Source organism: Streptomyces sp. WP-1, assembly GCF_030450125.1.
Classification (GTDB): Bacteria; Actinomycetota; Actinomycetes; order Streptomycetales; family Streptomycetaceae; genus Streptomyces; species Streptomyces incarnatus.
In genome coordinates this window covers 5,218,985-5,237,837 of sequence record NZ_CP123923.1, presented here as the reverse complement: position 1 = coordinate 5,237,837, position 18,853 = coordinate 5,218,985, and the positions used below count along the sequence as shown (strand labels likewise).

14 protein-coding genes are annotated in these 18,853 nt (G+C 73.0%); 7 read left to right on the top strand and 7 right to left on the bottom strand.

Annotated elements, in window-relative coordinates; genetic code table 11:
* Position 1: 1 nt before the first annotated feature.
* The gene (locus QHG49_RS23055) at positions 2-763 is read right to left on the bottom strand and encodes an HAD family hydrolase (protein WP_201300564.1); all 762 of its coding nucleotides are present in this window, start codon (positions 761-763) and stop codon (positions 2-4) included.
* A 122-nt stretch (positions 764-885) separates the two neighbouring features.
* Here QHG49_RS23055 and QHG49_RS23050 point away from each other — a divergent pair, with 122 nt between their 5' ends.
* Together QHG49_RS23050 and QHG49_RS23045 are read left to right on the top strand one after the other, a co-directional pair.
* The gene (locus tag QHG49_RS23050; protein ID WP_145490391.1) at positions 886-1,533 is read left to right on the top strand and encodes a superoxide dismutase; all 648 of its coding nucleotides are present in this window, start codon (positions 886-888) and stop codon (positions 1,531-1,533) included.
* Between the two features lie 218 nt (positions 1,534-1,751).
* Positions 1,752-2,774 carry a 2-hydroxyacid dehydrogenase gene (locus tag QHG49_RS23045; RefSeq protein WP_145490388.1) on the top strand — a complete coding sequence of 341 codons (1,023 nt, stop codon included), beginning with the start codon at positions 1,752-1,754 and terminating at the stop codon, positions 2,772-2,774.
* Positions 2,775-2,948: 174 nt separating this feature from the next.
* On the opposite strand, the gene QHG49_RS23040 is transcribed toward QHG49_RS23045, so the two are convergent.
* On the bottom strand, positions 2,949-3,611 hold the full coding sequence (locus QHG49_RS23040) for a DsbA family protein (RefSeq protein WP_301491060.1): 663 nt from the start codon (positions 3,609-3,611) through the stop codon (positions 2,949-2,951).
* 140 nt (positions 3,612-3,751) lie between these two features.
* On the opposite strand from QHG49_RS23040, the gene pepN (QHG49_RS23035) reads away from it, so the two are divergent.
* Positions 3,752-6,349: an aminopeptidase N gene (pepN, locus tag QHG49_RS23035; RefSeq protein WP_301491058.1), complete on the top strand. Its 2,598-nt coding sequence runs from the start codon at positions 3,752-3,754 to the stop codon at positions 6,347-6,349.
* Between the two features lie 241 nt (positions 6,350-6,590).
* The gene (locus QHG49_RS23030) at positions 6,591-7,655 is read left to right on the top strand and encodes a hypothetical protein (RefSeq protein ID WP_159701376.1); all 1,065 of its coding nucleotides are present in this window, start codon (positions 6,591-6,593) and stop codon (positions 7,653-7,655) included.
* A 1-nt stretch (position 7,656) separates the two neighbouring features.
* Here QHG49_RS23030 and QHG49_RS23025 read toward each other — a convergent pair whose 3' ends face one another.
* From QHG49_RS23025 to QHG49_RS23015, 3 genes are all read right to left on the bottom strand, one after another.
* Entirely contained in the window at positions 7,657-7,869 is a 213-nt protein-coding gene (locus QHG49_RS23025) for a hypothetical protein (protein ID WP_159701379.1), read from the bottom strand.
* Between the two features lie 24 nt (positions 7,870-7,893).
* Positions 7,894-10,425 (bottom strand): ATP-binding protein, encoded by a 2,532-nt coding sequence (locus tag QHG49_RS23020; protein ID WP_301491055.1) that lies wholly within the window; start codon positions 10,423-10,425, stop codon positions 7,894-7,896.
* 160 nt (positions 10,426-10,585) lie between these two features.
* On the bottom strand, positions 10,586-11,317 hold the full coding sequence (locus QHG49_RS23015) for a Crp/Fnr family transcriptional regulator (protein ID WP_145490375.1): 732 nt from the start codon (positions 11,315-11,317) through the stop codon (positions 10,586-10,588).
* Between the two features lie 104 nt (positions 11,318-11,421).
* Here QHG49_RS23015 and QHG49_RS23010 point away from each other — a divergent pair, with 104 nt between their 5' ends.
* Positions 11,422-12,183 carry a hypothetical protein gene (locus QHG49_RS23010; RefSeq protein WP_301491054.1) on the top strand — a complete coding sequence of 254 codons (762 nt, stop codon included), beginning with the start codon at positions 11,422-11,424 and terminating at the stop codon, positions 12,181-12,183.
* Between the two features lie 10 nt (positions 12,184-12,193).
* Positions 12,194-12,634, top strand: coding sequence for a hypothetical protein (locus QHG49_RS23005; RefSeq protein ID WP_301491053.1), 441 nt, complete (start codon positions 12,194-12,196; stop codon positions 12,632-12,634).
* A gap of 18 nt (positions 12,635-12,652) precedes the next feature.
* On the opposite strand, the gene QHG49_RS23000 is transcribed toward QHG49_RS23005, so the two are convergent.
* Positions 12,653-14,410, bottom strand: coding sequence for a TIGR03767 family metallophosphoesterase (locus tag QHG49_RS23000; RefSeq protein ID WP_301491052.1), 1,758 nt, complete (start codon positions 14,408-14,410; stop codon positions 12,653-12,655).
* A gap of 652 nt (positions 14,411-15,062) precedes the next feature.
* Between QHG49_RS23000 and QHG49_RS22995 the strand changes: the two genes are divergently transcribed.
* Entirely contained in the window at positions 15,063-16,097 is a 1,035-nt protein-coding gene (locus QHG49_RS22995) for an aspartate-semialdehyde dehydrogenase (RefSeq protein WP_145490363.1), read from the top strand.
* Positions 16,098-16,169: 72 nt separating this feature from the next.
* Here the strand turns inward: QHG49_RS22995 and pepN (QHG49_RS22990) are convergent, their stop codons facing one another.
* Positions 16,170-18,740 (bottom strand): aminopeptidase N, encoded by a 2,571-nt coding sequence (gene pepN, locus QHG49_RS22990; RefSeq protein WP_145490359.1) that lies wholly within the window; start codon positions 18,738-18,740, stop codon positions 16,170-16,172.
* Between the last annotated feature and the right edge of the window lie 113 nt (positions 18,741-18,853).

Here is an 18,853-nt window from a genome sequence, read left to right as displayed (position 1 = left end):
GCTACGACAGCGCGGCCAGCCGGGAGATCTCGGCGGCCACGGCCTCCGGGTCGGGGGCGACGGTGACGCGGGCGACGCCGTCCAGGGCCGGGTGGGCGCCGACCCGGACCGAGTGGTGGGCGTGGCGCAGCAGGCCGAGGTCGTTGATGTCGTTGCCGAAGGCGTTGTAGCGGTCGATGCCCAGGGAGGCGAGGGCCTCCCACTTGTTCGTGGTGCCCGGGGCGAAGTCGATGACCGCCTCGTCGAGATGGTGGTGGACGGTCATGCCGAGCACCCGGCCGGCCTCGGCGAGGGCGGGCATGTCGGTCGCGTCGACCACGAGGAACTTCACCACCGCGGGCAGGCCCGCGAGTTCGACCCGGCGGGCGAGGCGGCCCTGGTCGACACGGCCGAGGATCGGGTGGCCGGCCGGTCCGGTGTAGGCGTAGTCCCAGGGCCCGTCGGCGAGGTAGCCCGCGCGGAAGCGGTCGGCCTCGATCAGCAGCTTGCCGAGGTCGCCGGGCTCGAACGCGGCCCGCGCCCGGACCTCGCCGCCGACGGAGACGAGGCTGCCGTTACCGCCGATCAGCGTGGCGCCGGGGAAGGCCCCGCCGAGCACGGGCAGCAGGTCGCGGACCGGCCGGGCGGAGGCGAAGACCAGGTGGTGCCCGGCCCGGTCACAGCGCTCGATGGCGGCGCGGATCCCGCCGTCGATCGTCCGTCCGTCGAAGCAGAGCGTGCCGTCGACGTCGAAGACCGTGGTGCGGGCGCTGGAAGTGATCACCGCGCGATCGTATCGGCACTGAACGTATCGACACTAAGGGGAGCCTTCCTGTCGCCCTGGTGCAGTTGTTGCTAGCGTGTAGTTGCAAGGAGTTTGCAATAAGGTTCCGGAGGGGATCACCCATGCCCGTCTACACGCTGCCCGAGCTGCCCTACGACTACTCCGCGCTGGCCCCCGTGATCAGCCCCGAGATCATCGAGCTGCACCACGACAAGCACCACGCGGCCTATGTGAAGGGCGCCAACGACACGCTGGAGCAGCTGGCCGAGGCGCGGGACAAGGAGTCCTGGGGTTCGGTCAACGGCCTGGAGAAGAACCTGGCCTTCCACCTTTCCGGACACATCCTGCACAGCATCTACTGGCAGAACATGACCGGCCCGAAGGACGGTGGCGGCGAGCCGCTGGCCGCCGACGGCGTGGGCGCGCTCGCCGACGCGATCAAGGAGTCCTTCGGCTCCTTCGCCGGGTTCAAGGCCCAGCTGACCAAGGCCGCGGCCACCACGCAGGGCTCCGGCTGGGGCGTCCTCGCGTACGAGCCGCTGAGCGGGCGGCTGATCGTGGAGCAGGTCTACGACCACCAGGGCAACGTCGGCCAGGGCGCCACCCCGATCCTGGTCTTCGACGCCTGGGAGCACGCCTTCTACCTCCAGTACAAGAACCAGAAGGTCGACTTCATCGACGCCATGTGGGCCGTCGTCAACTGGCAGGACGTGGCCCGCCGTTACGAGGCCGCCACCTCCCGCGCGAACACGCTGCTGCTGGCTCCCTGAGCCTCGGCGCGTCCCGCGCGCCGCCGAAGCGTCCTGCCTCGTGATCGTCTTCTCACCCTTCACGGCGGCAGGCGGATGAGGGGAGGCCCTCCGTGAGGACGTGACTCGCGGGGGGCCTTCTGCCGTATACGCGTGGCCTGTTCGGAGTTTCCCCCCGCTTTCCCCACACACCGGGGATTGACTCCCCTCGGGCGATCATTACAACCTGTGTTCCTGTGATGACCTCCAGTGTGCGGGTACTGGCCGCCGGCGACCACTTCGTGCTCCCCTCGCTGATCACGGCCGCGCTGGCCAGGCAAGCCCACTGCGATGTACGGGAGCTGACCCTCGGCTGGCCGCAGAAACCGTTCGGCACGGTCGCCGAGGTGGCGGAGGCCAGCGGCGCGGAGGACGAGCTGATCGCGGCCCTCGCGGGGGCGGACGTCCTCGTCACCCAGATGGCACCGGTCACCGAACGGGTCCTCGCCGCCCGCCCCGAGCTGCGGCTGGTCGCGGTCTGCCGGGGCCGCCCGGTGAACGTCAACCTCGACGCGGCCCGCGCCCACGGGGTCCGGGTGTGCTGCGCGCCCGGCCGCAAGGCGGCGGCGACGGCCGAGTTCACCGTCGGACTGCTGCTCGCGGCCCTGCGGCGCATCCCGCAGGCCCATGACCGCCTCACCACGCAGGGGAGTTGGGCCGGGTCGCGGTACTACACGTACGAGCACAGCGGCCTGGAGGTGGAGGACCTGCCCGTCGGACTCATCGGGTACGGCGCGGTCGGCAGCCGGGTGGCACGGGCACTGGGGGCGCTCGGGGCGCGGGTGATGGTGTACGACCCGTACGCGCGCGGGGAGATGCACGGGCTGCGGATGGCCTCGCTGGACGAGCTGCTGCGGCGCTCGCGGGTGATCAGCCTGCACGCCCGGGTCACCGAGGAGACACGGGGGCTGATCGGGGCGCGGGAGCTGGCGCTGCTGCCGCCGGGGGCGGTGGTGGTGAACGCGGCGCGGGGGGAGCTGCTGGACGAGGGGGCGCTGTGCGACGCGCTGGAGGACGGGCGGCTCGCGGTGGCGGCGCTGGACACCTACGCCGACGAGCCGCTGCCGGCGGACTCGCGGCTGCGGACGGTCGGGGGGCGGGTGGTGCTGACGCCGCACGTCGGCGGGGCGAGCCGGGCGGTGGCGGAGAAGGGGGCGCGGATCGCGGCGGCGGAGGTGGGGCGGTGGGTGCGGGGGGAATCGCTCGCGCACTGTCTTACGTGACCTGTGGCGCGGTGGTGTGGGCGGAGGCCCGCCTCAGGAGGTGCGGGTGCGTCGTGGCGCCGTGGAGGGTGCGGGCGCGTGGCCGGGTGCGGGTGCGCTGTGGCTGGTCGCGCCGTACCCCGCGCCCCTGAGGGAGCTGCCGGGCCCGGTATCGGAACGGGCCCGGCATCGCGGCTACAGGTTGCTGAAGTCGGGCCCCTGCGTCCGCGTCCGCTTGATCTCGTAGAAGCCCGGGACCGAGGCGACGGCCAGGGTGCCGTCCCAGAGGCGGGCGGCCTGTTCGCCCTTGGGGGTCGGGGTGACGACGGGGCCGAAGAAGGCGATCTGCTCGCCGTCCTCGCCGGGGACTGCGATGACCGGGGTGCCGACCTCCTGGCCGACCTTGTCGATGCCCTCCTTGTGGGAGGCGCGCAGCTCGGCGTCGAACTCGAAGTCCTGCTGCTCGGCGTAGTCGATCAGCTCGGCGGGCAGCCCCACCTCGGCGAGCGCCCCGGCGATGGACTCCAGGGTGGCGCCCTCGCCGTTGTTGTGGATGCGGGTGCCGAGCGCGGTGTACAGCGGGCCGACGACCTCCTGGCCGTGCTTCTGCCAGGCGGCGGTGACGACCCGGACCGCCTGCCAGGCGCGCACGGCGAGCATCTCCCGGTACTCCTCGGGCAGCGTGTCCAGCTTGTCCTCGTTGAGGACGGCGAGGCTCATGATGTGCCAGCGGACCTCGATGTCGCGGAGCTTCTCCACCTCCAGGACCCAGCGGGAGGTCATCCAGGCCCACGGGCACAGCGGGTCGAACCAGAAGTCGACGGGGGTCTTGCCGGACGGGGACGCGGTCTCGGACATGGCTCTCCTCAGCGGAACGGTCTTCTTGAGGGATCAACGACGTCGTCCCGGAGGGCATTCCCCGGTGCTTCCGGTCAGGGGCGCATGGCAGGATCGGTCCTGTTCAGCCCCCCATCACGCGATCACAAGGGAGTGCCGCCGTGCCCGGTGAGAATCTTTCCCGCGACGAGGCCCGGGAGCGGGCCGCACTGCTGTCCGTCGAGGGATACGACGTGTCCCTGGACCTCAGGTCGGCCGTCGGCGACGCGGACGGCGAGCCGCGCACCTTCCGCTCGGTCACCACGATCCGCTTCCGCTGCAACGAGCCGGGCGCGTCCAGCTTCGCCGACCTGATCGCGCCGAGCGTGACCGCGGTGTCGCTCAACGGCAAGGACCTGGACCCGAGCGAGGTCTTCGACGGCACCCGGATCGCCCTGGAGGACCTGGCCGCGGAGAACGAGCTGGTGGTCGACGCCCGGTGCGCCTACTCCCGCACCGGCGAGGGCCTGCACCGCTTCGTGGACCCCGAGGACGGCGAGGTCTACCTCTACACGCAGTACGAACCCGCCGACTCCCGCCGGGTGTTCGCGGGCTTCGAGCAGCCGGACCTCAAGGCGCCCTTCCGCTTCGAGGTGCGCGCGCCCGAGGGCTGGACCGCGTGGAGCAACGGCGCCGGTGAACTCACCGACGGCGTCTGGAAGTTCGCGGAGACGAAGCCGATCTCGACGTACATCACCTGCGTGGTGGCGGGGCCGTACCACTATGTGACGGACTCCTACTCCCGTACGTTCGCGGACGGTACGACGCTGGAGATCCCGCTGGGCGCGATGTGCCGCAAGGGGCTCGCGCCGCACTTCGACGCCGACGACGTCTTCCTGGTCACCAAGCAGGGCCTGGACTTCTTCCACGAGAACTTCGACTATCCGTACCCGTTCGGGAAGTACGACCAGGCGTTCGTGCCGGAGTACAACCTGGGCGCGATGGAGAACCCGGGCCTGGTGACCTTCCGCGAGGAGTACATCTTCCGCGGGAAGGTGACGCAGGCGTCGTACGAGGCCCGCGCCAATGTGATCCTGCACGAGATGGCGCACATGTGGTTCGGCGACCTGGTCACCATGGCCTGGTGGGACGACCTGTGGCTGAAGGAGTCCTTCGCGGACTTCATGGGCACGTTCGGCAATGTCGGCGCGACCCGCTTCAAGGACGCCTGGATCACCTTCGCCAACCGCCGCAAGGCGTGGGCGTACCGCGCGGACCAGCTGCCGTCCACGCACCCGATCACCGCGGACATCCGCGACCTCCAGGACGCCAAGCTGAACTTCGACGGCATCACCTACGCCAAGGGCGCCTCCGTCCTCAAGCAGCTGGTGGCGTACGTCGGCCAGGACGCGTTCCTGGAGGGCGCCCGCCGCTACTTCAAGCGGCACGCGTACGGCAACACGCGCCTCGGCGACCTGCTGTCGGTGCTCGGTGAGACCAGTGGCCGGGACATGACGGCCTGGTCGCGGTCCTGGCTGCAGACGGCCGGGGTGAACGCGCTGACCCCGCAGGTGCTGCTGGAGGACTCCCGCGTCGCCGAGCTGGCGGTGCTCCAGGAGGCCGCGGAGTCCGCTGAATCCGATCATGCGGCTGCGCCGCGTGGCGAGCTGCGCCCGCACCGGGTCGCGGTGGGCCTGTACCGGCTGACCGAGGGCGGCGCCCTGGAGCGGTACGCGCGGGTGGAGACGGACGTGGAGGGCCCGCGCACGGTCGTGGCGGACCTCGCCGGCGCCGAGGCCCCCGACCTGGTGCTGGTCAACGACGACGACCTCACCTACTGCAAGATCCGCTTCGACGCGGCCTCGCTGGACACGCTCCGCGCGCACCTGGGCGACCTGACCGACCCGCTGGCGCGCGCGCTGTGCTGGTCGGCGCTGTGGAACATGACCCGGGACGCGCTGCTGCCGGCCCGGGACTTCATCGCCCTGGTGCTGCGGTTCGCGAGCCGCGAGTCCGACATCGGTGTGCTCCAGATGCTGCACGCCTGGACCCACACCGCGCTGGACCGCTACGCCGCCCCCGGCTGGCGGGCGACGGGCGGCGCGCTGCTCGCCGAGGGCGCGCTGCGTCAGCTGCGGGCGGCCGGACCGGGCAGCGAGCACCAGCTGGCCTGGGCGCGCTTCTTCGCCTCCACGGCCTCGGCCGAGCCGGACCTCGCGCTGCTGACGGAGCTGCTGGACGGCACCACGTCGATCGAGGGCCTGGAGGTGGACCAGGAGCTGCGCTGGGCGTTCCTCGGCCCGCTGGCCGCCCATGGCGCCGCGGACGAGTCCGTGATCGCCGCCGAGCTGGCCCGGGACGACACCGCGTCCGGCAGGCGCCACCAGGTGCGCTGCCTGGCGGCCCGTCCGTCGGCGGCGGTCAAGGCGCAGGCGTGGGCGCAGGTCGTGGAGTCCGACACGCTGTCGAACGCGCTGGTGGAGGCGACCATCGCGGGCTTCGACCAGCCCTCCCAGCGGGAGCTGACCGCGCCGTACGCCGAGAAGTACTTCGCGGCCATCGACCGGCTCTGGCGGGAGCGTTCGATCCAGATCGGCATGGACATCGTCAGCGGGCTGTTCCCGGCCCTCCAGGACCGGCCCGAGACGCTGGCGGCGGCGGACGCGTGGCTCGCGGCGCACGAGGACGCGGCGCCGGCGCTGCGGCGGCTGGTGCTGGAGGCGCGGGACGACCTGGCGCGTGCCCTGCGCGCGCAGGAGTGCGACGCGCAGGCCGCCTGACCCATGGTCCGGGCCGGCCTCCGGCCCGAGCCGACCTTTGGCCTGAGATTCGGCGGGCGGTGACCGTTACGGGACCCGTACCCGCGAGGCCGTAACCCCTGGTCCGCACCCGGGCGGACCAGGGGTTTCCGGTGCCCTTTCGGCATCCGAACACCTGACCTTTAGTACTACCTTGTCCGCATTTCTCGACGACCGTGTAACAGCGGTTAAAGGGGGGACCAAGGGTGGGCATCCGAAGGGCATGACGCACAATGCACCGCTCTCCTCCCGCCCCCTCGGTCACCTCGGTTCGCTCGCCGAGCCGCATCAGCGGGTCCTGACCACGGCCCAGCTGCGTGCCCACGGGGTGACCGCGGCCGAACTGTCCGCGCGCTGCCGTCCGGGCGGGCCCTGGTCCCAACTGCTGCCGCACGTCTACTTGGTGCACCCCGGGCCGCCGACGAGCGAGGAGCGGCTGCACGGCGCCCTGCGGTACGCGGCCCGGGAGCCCGCCCCCGGCGTCCCGGTCCAGCCGACCGGGCGGCACGCGCACCGGCCGCCGTACCCGGGCGCGGTGCTCACCGGCCTCGCGGCGCTCGCCCTGTACGGCTTCACGCGGACGCCGCCCCTGCCGGACCTGGAGCAGGTCGACGTCCTGGTGCCCCGGCAGCGCCGGCTGCGCTCCACCGGCTACGTCCGCGTCCTGCGCACCGCCGAGCTGCCCGAGCCCGCCACGGTGACCGGGCTGCCGGTGGCGCCGGTGGCGCGGGCACTGGCGGACGCGGTGGCACAGCTGCGGGACGGGGCGGCGGTACGGGGGCTGCTGACCGAGGCGGTGCGCGGTGGGCACTGCGAACCCGCCGCCGTCGTACGGGAGTTGACCCGCGCGAAGCTGCTCGGGCTGCCGCATGTGGTGGACGCGGTGGACTCGCTGGTGGCGGAGGGCCGCGCGATCGCGGAGAGCCGGCTGTACCGGATGGTGTCCGAGCACGGTCTGCCGGACCCGCTGTGGAACGTCGATCTGCGGCTGCCCGGCGGGCCCCGCCTCGGCTCCCTGGACGCGTACTGGCCGGACCAGGCGGTCGCGGTCGAGCTGGACACCCGGGCGCGGCACGGTCACCCGGCGGGCGAGGGCGACGAGGAGACGGAGTGGGCCCGCTGCGCCCGCAAGCGGGAGCACCTGGAGCGGCTCGGCATCACGGTCGTCCATCTGACCCCGAGGAAGCTCAGGGACGCGATGGAGCAGCAGGCCGCGGTGGTGCGTACGGCCCTGATGGCGGCGGACGACCGCGAGCCCGCCGCCTATGTGGTGGTCCTGCCCCGGTAGTTCAGGCCTCTTCCGGGGTGTCGTGGTGGACGTGCAGATCGCCGGTCATCACGGTGTAGACGGTGCCGTGGTCCTTGGCCGTGTTGTTCTGGACGGGCCCGGCGGCCTCCCGGCCGGCCTCGGGGGCGGCCTGCCGGACCTCGACGCGGTTGTCGTTCCCGGCGACGACCGGGCCGAAGGCGTCGCCGCCGATGCGGATGCTGTCACGGGACATGGGGGCCTTTCCTCGGGCGGGGGATCACTGCCGGCGGGTCAGGTAGAACGTTCCGCAGCTGAGGCACTGCACGCCCTGCTGGTAGGTCTTGGTCATGGTGGTGGTGACCTCGGCGGAGTCGACGTCGGTCAGGGTGATCGTGGTGGTGGCCTCGCCGAGGAGGCCGGTGCAGGAGCCGCTGGTGGTGTCGTAGATGGGCCGCTCGGCGCTGTAGGTGTCGCCGATGCCGGTGAACTCGGTGTTCGCCTCCTGGCCGCAGGCGTCGCGTCCCCGGGAGACGTACCCGCCGCCCGACGCGTCGAACTCGTACGTCGCGCCGTCGCTGCCCGTCCAGCGCCCCGCGAGACCGGTGGCCGAGGAACCGGACGGGCTGGACGAGCTGGACGAACCGGAGCGGCTCTCCGCGAACGAGTGCACGGCCTGGCTGATGACGGCCCGGCCGACGACGACGGCGACGATCATCGCGACGACCTTGAGCACCACGGAGACCCCCGCCATGGACGCCCCGGCACCGGCCGCGCCCGCACCGGCGGCACCCGCGCCCGCCGCTCCCGTCCCCGCGGCGCCGCTCGCGGCCGAGGCTCCGGCGTGCGCGGCACCGGCGGAGTGGGCCGCCGCGCCCGCTTGGGCGGCGCCCGCCTTGGCCGCACCGGCTTTCGCGGCACCGGCCTTCGCGGCACCCGCCTTGGCCGCTCCCGCCTTCGCCGCACCCGCCTTCGCCGCACCGGCGTTCGCCGCGTGCGGGGCGGCCGTCGTGTGCGTCGTGGCGGCCGTGTGGGAGGTGGCCGTGGTGTGCGCGGTGGCCGTCGTGTGCGGGGCCGCCGCCGTGTGGGCCGCCGTGCCGGGGTCCGTCGCGGTGCCGGGCGCATGCGCCGCCGTACCGTGTGCGCCCGCCGCGTGGGCGGTGGCCGGGTCGGGGGCGGCGGGTCCCGAGGAGGCGAGGTGGGAGGCGCCGCCGTCCGGCTGGAGCAGGGTGCCCTGGGCGTTCGCGGCGTGCGCGGGGACGTACTGGTGGGCCCCGGCGGCCGCGTCGGCGCCGTGCACGTCGCCGAGTTGGCGCCACAGGACGACCGCCTCGGTGAGCAGCACGGCCGCCATCACCCGGCGCCCGGTGAGCAGGCTGCGGATGCCCTGCTCGTGGGTGAAGTACGCGACGGCCCGCCGGTCGCCGGCCAGCTGGGCGGCGGGCAGCCCGAGGTCCAGCAGCCTGCCCCACACACCGAACCGCAGCGAGCGGGCCAGTGCCGGGGACGCGGCCCGTACGATCCGTACCGCCAGCTCGGGGCGGCCGTCCCGCTCGGCGAGTTCGGCCACCACCTCCAGGGCGCGGGCGTGCTGCTCGACCTGCGCGGGGGTGGTGGCGGGGCGGCCGATCCAGGTGGCGAAGTGCTCGCACAGCACCTCGACGGGGAAGGGCTCGGGGTCGCGCTCGCGCAGCGCCGGTACGACGTCGGCCACGGCCCGGTAGCCGCGCTGGGTCTGCTCCGCGAGGCCCAGGTCCACCAGGCGGCCGCAGAGCACGGCGGTGTCGGAGGCGCCGCCGAGGGCCTCGATGTGGCCGATGTCGAGTTCGGCGTCGTCGAGGGTGGTCAGCAGCCTGAGGACGCGCAGCGGTTCGGCGTCCAGGCGGCCGAGCAGCAGGGGCAGCAGATCCCCGACTTCGGCGGGGCGGGGCAGGGCGCCGGTGCCGGCTGGTTCCAGGCGGGTGAGGGCGGCGGCGCGCAACAGCAGCAGGGGCCGCCCGGACGACGTCTCCCACAGGTCGCCCGCCGTGTCGCCCTCCGGGCCCGCGACCAGGGGCCGGCCCAGTTCGCGCGCGAGCAGGTCGAGGGCGGGGGCGCGGCCGATGCCGTCCAGACGCAGGGCGGTGCCGTCGCCGAGCAGTGATCTGTCCCGGCCGGCGACGACGAACGTGGCGTCGGGTGCCGCGTCCATGAGGGTGCGCAGCCCCTCCGGGGAGAAGTCGGCGTTGTCGACGTAGACGGTGACGCGCACGCCGGTCATCAGGCGGCGCAGTTCGGGGCTGGAGGGGGCGTAGCCCCGGGTCTCGTAGCAGGCCTCGAACATGTCCTGGGCGAGGTCCTCGGGTTCGCGCCGGGCGGCGTCGAGGAAGAGCACGCCGTCGCGTTCCGGGGCGAGGGTGCGGGCCGCGTGCCGCAGCAGGGTGCTCTTGCCGACGCCGGGCGCGCCCCACAGCTGGACCGGGCCGCCGTCGCGGACGGCGGTCGCCAGCCGGGCCAGGTCGGTGTCCCGGCCCAGCGGCGCGTTCTGCCGCCGGGGCAGCAGGGCCACCCGGTCGCGGCGGACCGGGCGGGGCCGGCGGCCCTCCATGAGGAGGGTGACGGTCGAGCCGTGCTGGGCGTCGATGACCACGTTGTGGTCACCGGCGACGACCGGGCCGCCCGCGTCGCCCGCGATGTCGATCCGCCGCTCGGACCGCTCCTCGGACCGCTCCTCGGACCGCTGTCCGGGCCGCGCCTCGGACCGCTGTCCGGGCCGCCGCTCGGGCCGTCCCGCGTCGGCCGGAGCGGGTCCGCTCGTGTCCCTGTCCGTCATGACAACCCCCGTCGTGCCGGCGGCCCCGGAGCCCTGTCGCGCCGGCGCCCTGCCGCCACGCTAGCCACGGACGGGCACCGGGCTGTCGTCAAAGTACGGTTTTCCCGGACCGGTTTCGAGCGGCTGCGGGGCTCTCGACACCACTCCTGCACAAGGGGGTTCAGGATTCCGGGTAGGCGATGCGGTGGAGCAGGGCGAGGTCCTCGATGCGGACGCTGCGGTAGCCGGTGGCGACGGCGCCCGAACGGCGCAGCCCGCGCAGCGCCTTGTGCACACTGACCTCGGCCGCGCCCGCCAGGGTGGCCAGTTCGGGCTGGGTGATCGGCCAGTGGATCACCGCGCCGGCGCCCGCGCGCTCCCCGTAGGTCATCGCCAGATGGTGCAGCACCCGGGCGAGGCGGGTGCCGACGTCACAGCCGGTGAAGTTGATGCGATGGGCGTTGGCCAGGCGCAGTTTGGCCACGATGGCGCGGTTCACGGCGTCCGCGATCCGCGTGTCCCGGCGCAGGCAGTCCAGGAAAGCCGCGCGGGTCATCATCCGGGCGACGACCGGGCCGCAGGTGGTGACGGTGGCCGAACGCGGATTGCCGTCCACGGCGGCGAGTTCGCCCACCAGGTCGCCGCCCATCCGCACGGCGAGCAGGGCGTCCCGGCCGTCCTGGGTGCGGCCGGTGGCCTTCACCACGCCGTCCAGCAGGATCAGCGCGAAGTCGGTGCGGTCCGCCTCCCGCATCAGGATCCGGTCCGCGTCGTAGCGCACCCGCGTCCCCAGGGCCAGCAGGCGGGCGCGCGCGTCCGCGCCGAGGCCGCCGAGCAGGCTGGGCGCCGGCCAGTCCCACTCCTCGCGCGGCCGCCGTCCGGACCGCGCGACGGACCGTGTGCCGTCCACCATGGCCCCAGTATCCCCGCCGGACCCCGTATTCCTACGAGTTGTGCGCACACCGGCAGGGGAAGACTGGGGTACGTCACCTCCGCCGCCGAGCCGAAGCGGGTGCCATGAACGACGAGTTGGAGTACCGGGCCGTGCTGGCCGTGGACATCGAGCGGTCCGCCGGGCGCGGCGACCGGGCGCTCCTGGAGATCCGGGCGCGGCTCACGGGGATGCTCCGGGAGGCGTGCGCGGCGAGCGGGGTGGACTGGGCCGCGTGTCTGGTCCACGACCTGGGCGACGGGCTGCGGGTGACGGCACCGGCGGGCACCCGCAAGGCGGCGCTGGTCCATCCGCTGGTGCCCGAACTCGCCCTGCGCCTGCGCACGTACAACCGGGGGGCCTCGCCGCTGACCCGGATCCGGGTGCGGATCGCGCTGCACGCGGGCGATGTCCATGTGGCCCCGGACGGGACGGTCGCCGGGGGCCCGCTGGAGGTGCTGGCCCGGCTGCTCGACGCGCCGCCCGCACGGACCGCGCTGGCCGGGGCGCCGCCGACGGTGCCCGCGTCGCTGCTGCTGTCCGGGCACTTCTACGACGAGACGGTGCGGCACGGCCATCTCGGGCTGTTCCCGGAGGACTTCCGCAAGGTCGGCTTCACGGTGAAGGAGCACACCGGGGAGGCGTGGCTCCAGTTGCCGGGATGGCAGCTGCCGGTGCGGGCCGCCGCCGAACCGGCCGACGCCGTTCCGCGACCGGCCGGCGCCCCGGAGGAGCCCGCCGGTCCGGACCCGGCCGGTTCGAAGATGGTCAACAAGGCCTCCGGGCACGGCGTCGTCTACGCGACCCAGCACGGCACCCAGCACATCCGGATCGACAGGAAGCACTGAGGAGGGCCGTATGAACGACGAACTGGCGGTGCTCGCCGAGGCCGGGGCCGCCGCCGTGGTCACCGCGATGGCCACCGATCTGTGGCAGGAGACCCGCGGCGCCGTCGTCGCCCTGTTCCGCCCGGACCGCCGTCGCCGGGCCGCCCTGGAGTCCCAGCTCGACGGCAACGCGACGCTCGTCCGGCAGGCCCCGGACCCCGACGCCGCCCGGCAGGCGCTCCTCTCCTACTGGACCCTGGAGCTGACCGCGCTGCTCCGCCGCGACCCGGCCGTCCGCGCCGCGCTGGAACGGCTCGCGGCGGCCGTCGCGGACGCCCCCGGGGACGGGCCGCGCGGCCGGGTGCTGCGGCAGACGAACACGGCGCACGGCTCCGGGACCGTGTTCGCCGTACAGCAGGGCGAGCAGCATGCCTACGGCGCCGGGGCGGAGGGGACACCGGCGCGGGGCTAGCGGTCCGCGGCGCGTGGCTCAGCCCTTCCTGAGCACCAGTTCCGTGTTGCGGTCGGCCGAGGTGCCCGCCAGGTCGGTCTTCGCGCCGGGGGCGTTGAAGGCCAGTTCCCGGTAGAGGGAGGCCAGTCCGGTCTGGGAGAAGTCGGTGAAGTCGGTGCGGGCCGGGGCGGCGGACTCGATCAGGGTGGTGAACAGGGAGATCGTGCCGTCCTTGTTGTCGACCAGCTCGATGACGCGGGCCAGGTGCGGGTGGTCGATGTGCGAGGCGGTGGAGATCTCCCAGAAGGAGCCGCCCGCGCTGTTGCGGTGCGGGGTGATCTCGTTCTCGTGCTTGTGTCCGTTGACCCAGGCCAGCACATGGGCGTGCCGGGCCAGCAGGTTGGCCACCTCGGCGCCGGTGTGCCGCATCTCGCCGGGGCGGGCCGGGTCGGGGCGCCGGTTGGTCATCGAGCCGCTGGTGTGGTGGCTGAAGACGATCGCGTAGGAGTCCTTGTTGTCCTTGAGGGTCTTCTCCAGCCACTTCAGCTGGGCGGTCCCGACGGACCCCTGGTAGTGGCCGCCCGCGTCGGTGGTGTCCAGGCTGATGCCGAGGACGTCCCCGGCGATCCGGAAGGCGTAGTACTGGGTGCCCGCGTCGAGGTTCGCCGAGGAGTAGCCGTGGCCCGCCGGACCGTGGCCCTTGTGGGCGGGGTCCAGGTGGGCCTTGAGGTACTCGGCCGGGGTGTACAGGGCGCGCGACTCGTCCGCCGTGACCGAACGCGTGCCGCTCGCGTGGGACTTGAGGAAGTCGCGGTACGCGGTGCCCTTGGGGTCCTTGCCGCCCCAGATGGAGTCCTGGAGCTTCTTGGCGTCGGCGGCGCTCACGCTGAACAGCTTCGTGCCGCCGGTCGCGGCCTCGGCGAGGTAGGGGTCGCCGTGGGCGCCGTACAGGCCGAGCGGGAGGGCGTCGTGGTTGCCGACGGTGGAGTACCAGGGCAGGTTCAGGCCGGGGCTGCGCACCTCGCGGATCGCGGCGGCGAGGAAGCCGTCCAGGTGCGGGAAGCCGAGCGCCTTGTCGCTGTCCCCGGCGGTGGACTCGGGCTGCCAGTACAGGGACAGGCCGCTGTTCTGCACGCCCTCGTAGTGTCTCGGGTCGCCGGTGTTGGGGGTGATCCGGCCGCCGCTCATCACCTTCATGAACCAGTCCAGCTCGCAGCGGGCGTTGTTGTCGGTGTTGTCGCCGGTGGTCATCACGAACTGGAGCGGGGCGCCGGTGACGGGGGCGCCGCGCAGCGCGTTGACCCGCTCCACCAGCGAGACGGCGCCGGGCACGGTGAGCGCCTCGTGCGGCCGCCAGACGTCCTGGTGGGCGGCGCGCAGGTACTCCAGGCGCAGCGGGTGCTGCACGTCCTGGAGATGCAGGTCGGTGAACTGTACGAACGCGGCGATGGCGTGGCGGCGCTTGTCGCGGCCGACCTTGGGCTTGGCCAGCTCGGTGCGCACCACCCGCTGCCAGCCGGGGCCGTCGGCGAGCCGCCGGTAGCCGGTGCCGTGCGGGGTGGAGACGGTGGCGAGGGTGGTGCCCGTGCGGTAGGGGGCGAGCGGGGTGGCGGCGGCCTGCCGGGACCGGGCGACCGGCGGCTGGCCGCCGGCGGTGGCGGCGGTGGCCGCTTCGCTGTCGGTGGGGCGCAGGGCGAAGCCGATGCCCGCGGCGAGCGAGACCGCTCCGGCGGCGGTGAGAACGGTGCGGCGGTCGACCCCCGCGGCGGAGGTGGCGGCAGAGCGTGGACGCGACATGGTGCGATCTCCCCGAGTGCGAACGCGTCGGCAGTGGCCGCGGGCCGTCCCGGACGCGAACGTCCCGCTTGCCAAGGACCTTTGGCAACGGGGATGGCATCTATGCGAACGCCACGGCAAATCGCGGCGCCGATCACCGTACGTGGATCTATGGCCCCCGGCCCGGCCATGGACTCGTCCGCGCCTCGCCGGGGGCCGGTCGCCTTCCGTTCAACTACCGGGGTACGGGGGTCTTCCCGGCACCCGGCCACGACCGGGGTACGGTGCCCTCCTCGGCACCCGGGCTACGGGCACGTCGTCCGCCGGGACGCGGACGGGGCCGCCTCGATCCGGGCGCGCTCGGCGGCCACCGCGGCGGCCCCGACGGTCCACCGGCTCACCTTGCGGCCTACGACGCCGCAGCGGGCGGAAACGTTCGGACCGGCCGGGCGACGGGCAGAGGCGTACGTCACATCGTCGTATGAGCGGGATCCGCAGGGGCAGGGGCGGGCGAGGGGACGCCGTGGAACCCGGAACCGTCCCCGCGGCCGATGGTGTCCCACTCCTCGGGCACCTTTCGCAAAGAATTGGACAGGTGGACCGGGGTCGGCCGCATGATGGAAACGCCCCGGTCATCCCGGGGCCAGGCAGGAATCGGACAGAGGGAGTCGTCGTGAGGGTCGGAATCGTCGGAGCCACCGGTCAGGTCGGCACGGTCATGCGCAGGATCCTCGTGGAGCGGGCCGCGTCCAATTCCTTTGGCCCGGTCACGCAGCTGCGCCTGTTCGCCTCGGCCCGCTCGGCCGGGACGGTGCTGGACGGCGTGACGGTGGAGGACGCGTCGACCGCCGACTACTCCGGCCTGGACATCGTGCTCTTCTCCGCGGGCGGCGCGACCTCCAGGGCACTGGCCGAAAAGGTCGCCTCGCAGGGCGCCGTGGTGATCGACAACTCCTCGGCGTGGCGCCGGGACCCCGAGGTGCCGCTGGTCGTCGCCGAGGTGAACCCGCACGCGATCGCCGACCGCCCCAAGGGCATCATCGCCAACCCGAACTGCACCACCATGGCCGCCATGCCGGTCCTCAAGCCGCTGCACGAGGAGGCGGGCCTGGAGGCGCTGATCGTCGCGACGTACCAGGCGGTGTCCGGATCCGGGCTCGCGGGCGTGGCGGAGCTGCACGGCCAGGTGCAGAAGGTCGCCGCCGAGGCCGACAGGCTGACCCACGACGGCGCGGCGGTCGACTTCCCCGAGCCGGGTGTCTACAAGCGCCCGATCGCCTTCAACGTGCTCCCGCTGGCCGGCTCGATCGTGGACGACGGTCTGAACGAGACCGACGAGGAGCAGAAGCTCCGCAACGAGTCCCGCAAGATCCTGGAGATCCCCGCGCTGAAGGTCTCCGGCACCTGTGTGCGCGTCCCGGTCTTCTCCGGCCACTCCCTCCAGATCAACGCCCGCTTCGCCCGCCCGATCTCCCCGGAGCGCGCCACCGAGCTGCTCGCGAAGGCCCCCGGCGTCGCCCTCTCCGACATCCCGACCCCGCTCCAGGCGGCCGGCCAGGACCCGTCGTACGTCGGCCGGATCCGTGGCGACGAGACGGTGGACAACGGTCTCGCGCTGTTCGTCTCCAACGACAACCTCCGCAAGGGCGCCGCGCTGAACGCGGTGCAGCTCGCGGAGCTGGTCGCGGCGGAGCTGTCCGCCAGGTAACCCCACGGCACGACGCGAAAGGGGCGCCCGGCGAAGCCGCCGGGCGCCCCTTCCTCGTACCGCTCGCCGCCGCTACTTGGCGGCGCCGTCCGCGGCCTGGGCCCTCAGCGCGCGCTCGATGCCCGCGCGGGACTCGGAGACCAGGCGGCGCAGGGCCGCGCCGGGCTCGGCCGAGGCCAGCCAGGCGTCCGTGCGGTCCAGGATCTCGCCGGAGATCTGGAGCGACGGGTAGAGGCCGACGGCGATCTGCTGGGCGATCTCGTGCGAACGGGAGTCCCAGGCGTCCTTGACGACCTCGAAGTACCGCTCGGCGTACGGCGCCAGCAGCTCGCGCTGGTCCGTCTGCACGAAGCCGCCGATCACGGCCTCCTGCACCGCGTTGGGCAGCTTGTCGGAATCGACCACCGAGGACCAGGCCTCCGCCTTCGCCTCCTCGGTCGGCCGGGCCGCGCGGGCGGTGGCCGCGTGCCGCTCACCGGCGGCGGTCTTGTCCCGCTCGTACTCGCCGGCGATCTCCGCCTCGTCGTACCGGCCGACGGCCGCGAGGCGCTCCACGAACGCCCAGCGCAGCTCGGTGTCCACGGCCAGGCCCTCGATGGTCTGGGAGCCGTCCAGCAGGGCCTCCAGGAGGTCCAGCTGCTCGGGGGTGCGGGCGGTCGCCGCGAAGGCCCGCGCCCAGGCCAGCTGGTGGTCGCTGCCCGCCTCGGCGCTGCGCAGGTGCGCGAGCGTGGCGTCGGTCCAGCGGGTGAGCAGGGGCTCACGGGCGGCCGGGTCGGCGTACAGGTCGACGGCCAGCTTCACCTGGCGGTGCAGCGACTGCACGACGCCGATGTCGGACTCCTTGCCGATGCCGGACAGCACCAGCGAGAGGTAGTCGCGGGTGGCCAGCTCGGCGTCCCGCGTCATGTCCCAGGCGGAGGCCCAGCACAGGGCGCGCGGCAGGGACGCCTCGAAGTCGCCGAGGTGCTCGGTCACGAACGCGAGGGACTGCTCGTCCAGGCGGACCTTGGCGTACGACAGGTCGTCGTCGTTGAGCAGGATCACGGCCGGGCGCGCCTTGCCGGTCAGCTGCGGTACGGCGGTCAGCTCACCGTCCACGTCCAGCTCGATGCGCTCGGTGCGCACCAGCTTGCCGGCCGCGTCGAGGTCGTACAGGCCGATCGCGATGCGGTGCGGGCGCAGGGTCGGCTCGCCCTGGGCGCCGGCGGGCAGCGCGGGGGCCTCCTGGCGCACGGCGAAGGAGGTGACGACCCCGTCGGCGTCCGTCTCGACCTCGGGCCGCAGGACGTTGATCCCGGCGGTCTCCAGCCACTTCTTCGACCAGGTCTTCAGGTCGCGTCCGGAGGTCTCCTCCAGGGCGCCCAGCAGGTCGGACAGGCGGGTGTTGCCGAACGCGTGCCGCTTGAAGTACGCCTGCACGCCCTTGAAGAACTCGTCCTCGCCGACGTAGGCCACCAGCTGCTTGAGGACGGAGGCGCCCTTGGCGTAGGTGATGCCGTCGAAGTTGACGAGGACGTCGTCCAGGTCGCGGATGTCCGCCATGATCGGGTGCGTGGAGGGCAGCTGGTCCTGCCGGTACGCCCAGGTCTTCATGGAGTTGGCGAACGTGGTCCACGAGTGCGGCCAGCGCGAGCCGGGGGCGGCGGCCTGGCAGGCGATGGAGGTGTAGGTGGCGAACGACTCGTTCAGCCACAGGTCGTTCCACCACTCCATGGTGACCAGGTCGCCGAACCACATGTGGGCCAGCTCGTGCAGCAGCGTCTCCGCGCGCAGCTCGTACGCCGCGTCGGTCACCTTGGACCGGAAGACGTACTGGTCGCGGATGGTGACCGCGCCGGCGTTCTCCATGGCGCCCGCGTTGAACTCGGGCACGAACAGCTGGTCGTACTTCTCGAAGGGGTACGCGTAGTCGAACTTCTCCTGGAACCAGTCGAAGCCCTGACGGGTGACCTCGAAGATCGCGTCCGAGTCGAGGAACTCGGCGAGCGAGGGCCGGCAGTAGATGCCGAGCGGCACGCTCTGCCCGTCCTTCTCGTAGGCGCTGTGCACCGAGTGGTACGGGCCGACGATCAGCGCGGTGATGTACGACGAGATGCGCGGCGTCGGCGCGAACGTCCAGACGTTGTCCACCGGCTCGGGGGTCGGCGAGTTCGACACCACGGTCCAGCCCTCGGGGGCCGTCACGGTGAACTGGAAGGTGGCCTTCAGATCCGGCTGCTCGAAGGAGGCGAAGACGCGGCGGGCGTCCGGGACCTCGAACTGGGTGTACAGGTAAGCCTGCTCGTCGACCGGGTCGACGAACCGGTGCAGGCCCTCACCGGTGTTGGTGTAGGCGCAGTCGGCCACGACCCGCAGGACGTTGCGGCCCTCCAGCAGGCCCGGCAGCGTGATCCGCGAGTCCGCGAACACCTCGGCCGGCTCCAGCCGGTCGCCGTTGAGCACGACCTCGTGGACGGCCGGGGCCACCAGGTCGATGAAGGACTCCGCCCCGCCGCGGGCGACGTCGAAGCGCACCGTGGTCACGGACCTGTAGGTACCGCCCTCCTGCGCGCCGGAGAGGTCGAGATCGATCTCGTACGAGTCAACGTTGAGCAGCTCAGCCCGCTGCCGCGCCTCTTCGCGAGTCAGGTTTGTGCCAGGCACGCGGTCATCTCCTCGTTTATGTGTGGGTTGCGCCATCCTTCCATGCCGTCCGGCGCGAACGCGATGTCCGTATGCCGCCGGTGACGTGGGCCGCGCCGCCGGAGGGTGGACTC

Bases quoted from the DNA above. Each gene is read 5' to 3' on its own strand.
- QHG49_RS23050 (WP_145490391.1), top strand. From the start codon at position 886: ATGCCCGTCTACACGCTGCCCGAGCTGCCCTACGACTACTCCGCGCTG.
- QHG49_RS23015 (WP_145490375.1), bottom strand. From the start codon at position 11,317: ATGGTGGACGGCACACGGTCCGTCGCGCGGTCCGGACGGCGGCCGCGC.
- QHG49_RS23020 (WP_301491055.1), bottom strand. From the start codon at position 10,425: ATGACGGACAGGGACACGAGCGGACCCGCTCCGGCCGACGCGGGACGG.
- QHG49_RS23000 (WP_301491052.1), bottom strand. From the start codon at position 14,410: ATGTCGCGTCCACGCTCTGCCGCCACCTCCGCCGCGGGGGTCGACCGC.
- QHG49_RS23040 (WP_301491060.1), bottom strand. From the start codon at position 3,611: ATGTCCGAGACCGCGTCCCCGTCCGGCAAGACCCCCGTCGACTTCTGG.
- QHG49_RS23045 (WP_145490388.1), top strand. From the start codon at position 1,752: ATGACCTCCAGTGTGCGGGTACTGGCCGCCGGCGACCACTTCGTGCTC.
- QHG49_RS23010 (WP_301491054.1), top strand. From the start codon at position 11,422: ATGAACGACGAGTTGGAGTACCGGGCCGTGCTGGCCGTGGACATCGAG.
- QHG49_RS23005 (WP_301491053.1), top strand. From the start codon at position 12,194: ATGAACGACGAACTGGCGGTGCTCGCCGAGGCCGGGGCCGCCGCCGTG.
- QHG49_RS23025 (WP_159701379.1), bottom strand. From the start codon at position 7,869: ATGTCCCGTGACAGCATCCGCATCGGCGGCGACGCCTTCGGCCCGGTC.
- QHG49_RS23030 (WP_159701376.1), top strand. From the start codon at position 6,591: ATGACGCACAATGCACCGCTCTCCTCCCGCCCCCTCGGTCACCTCGGT.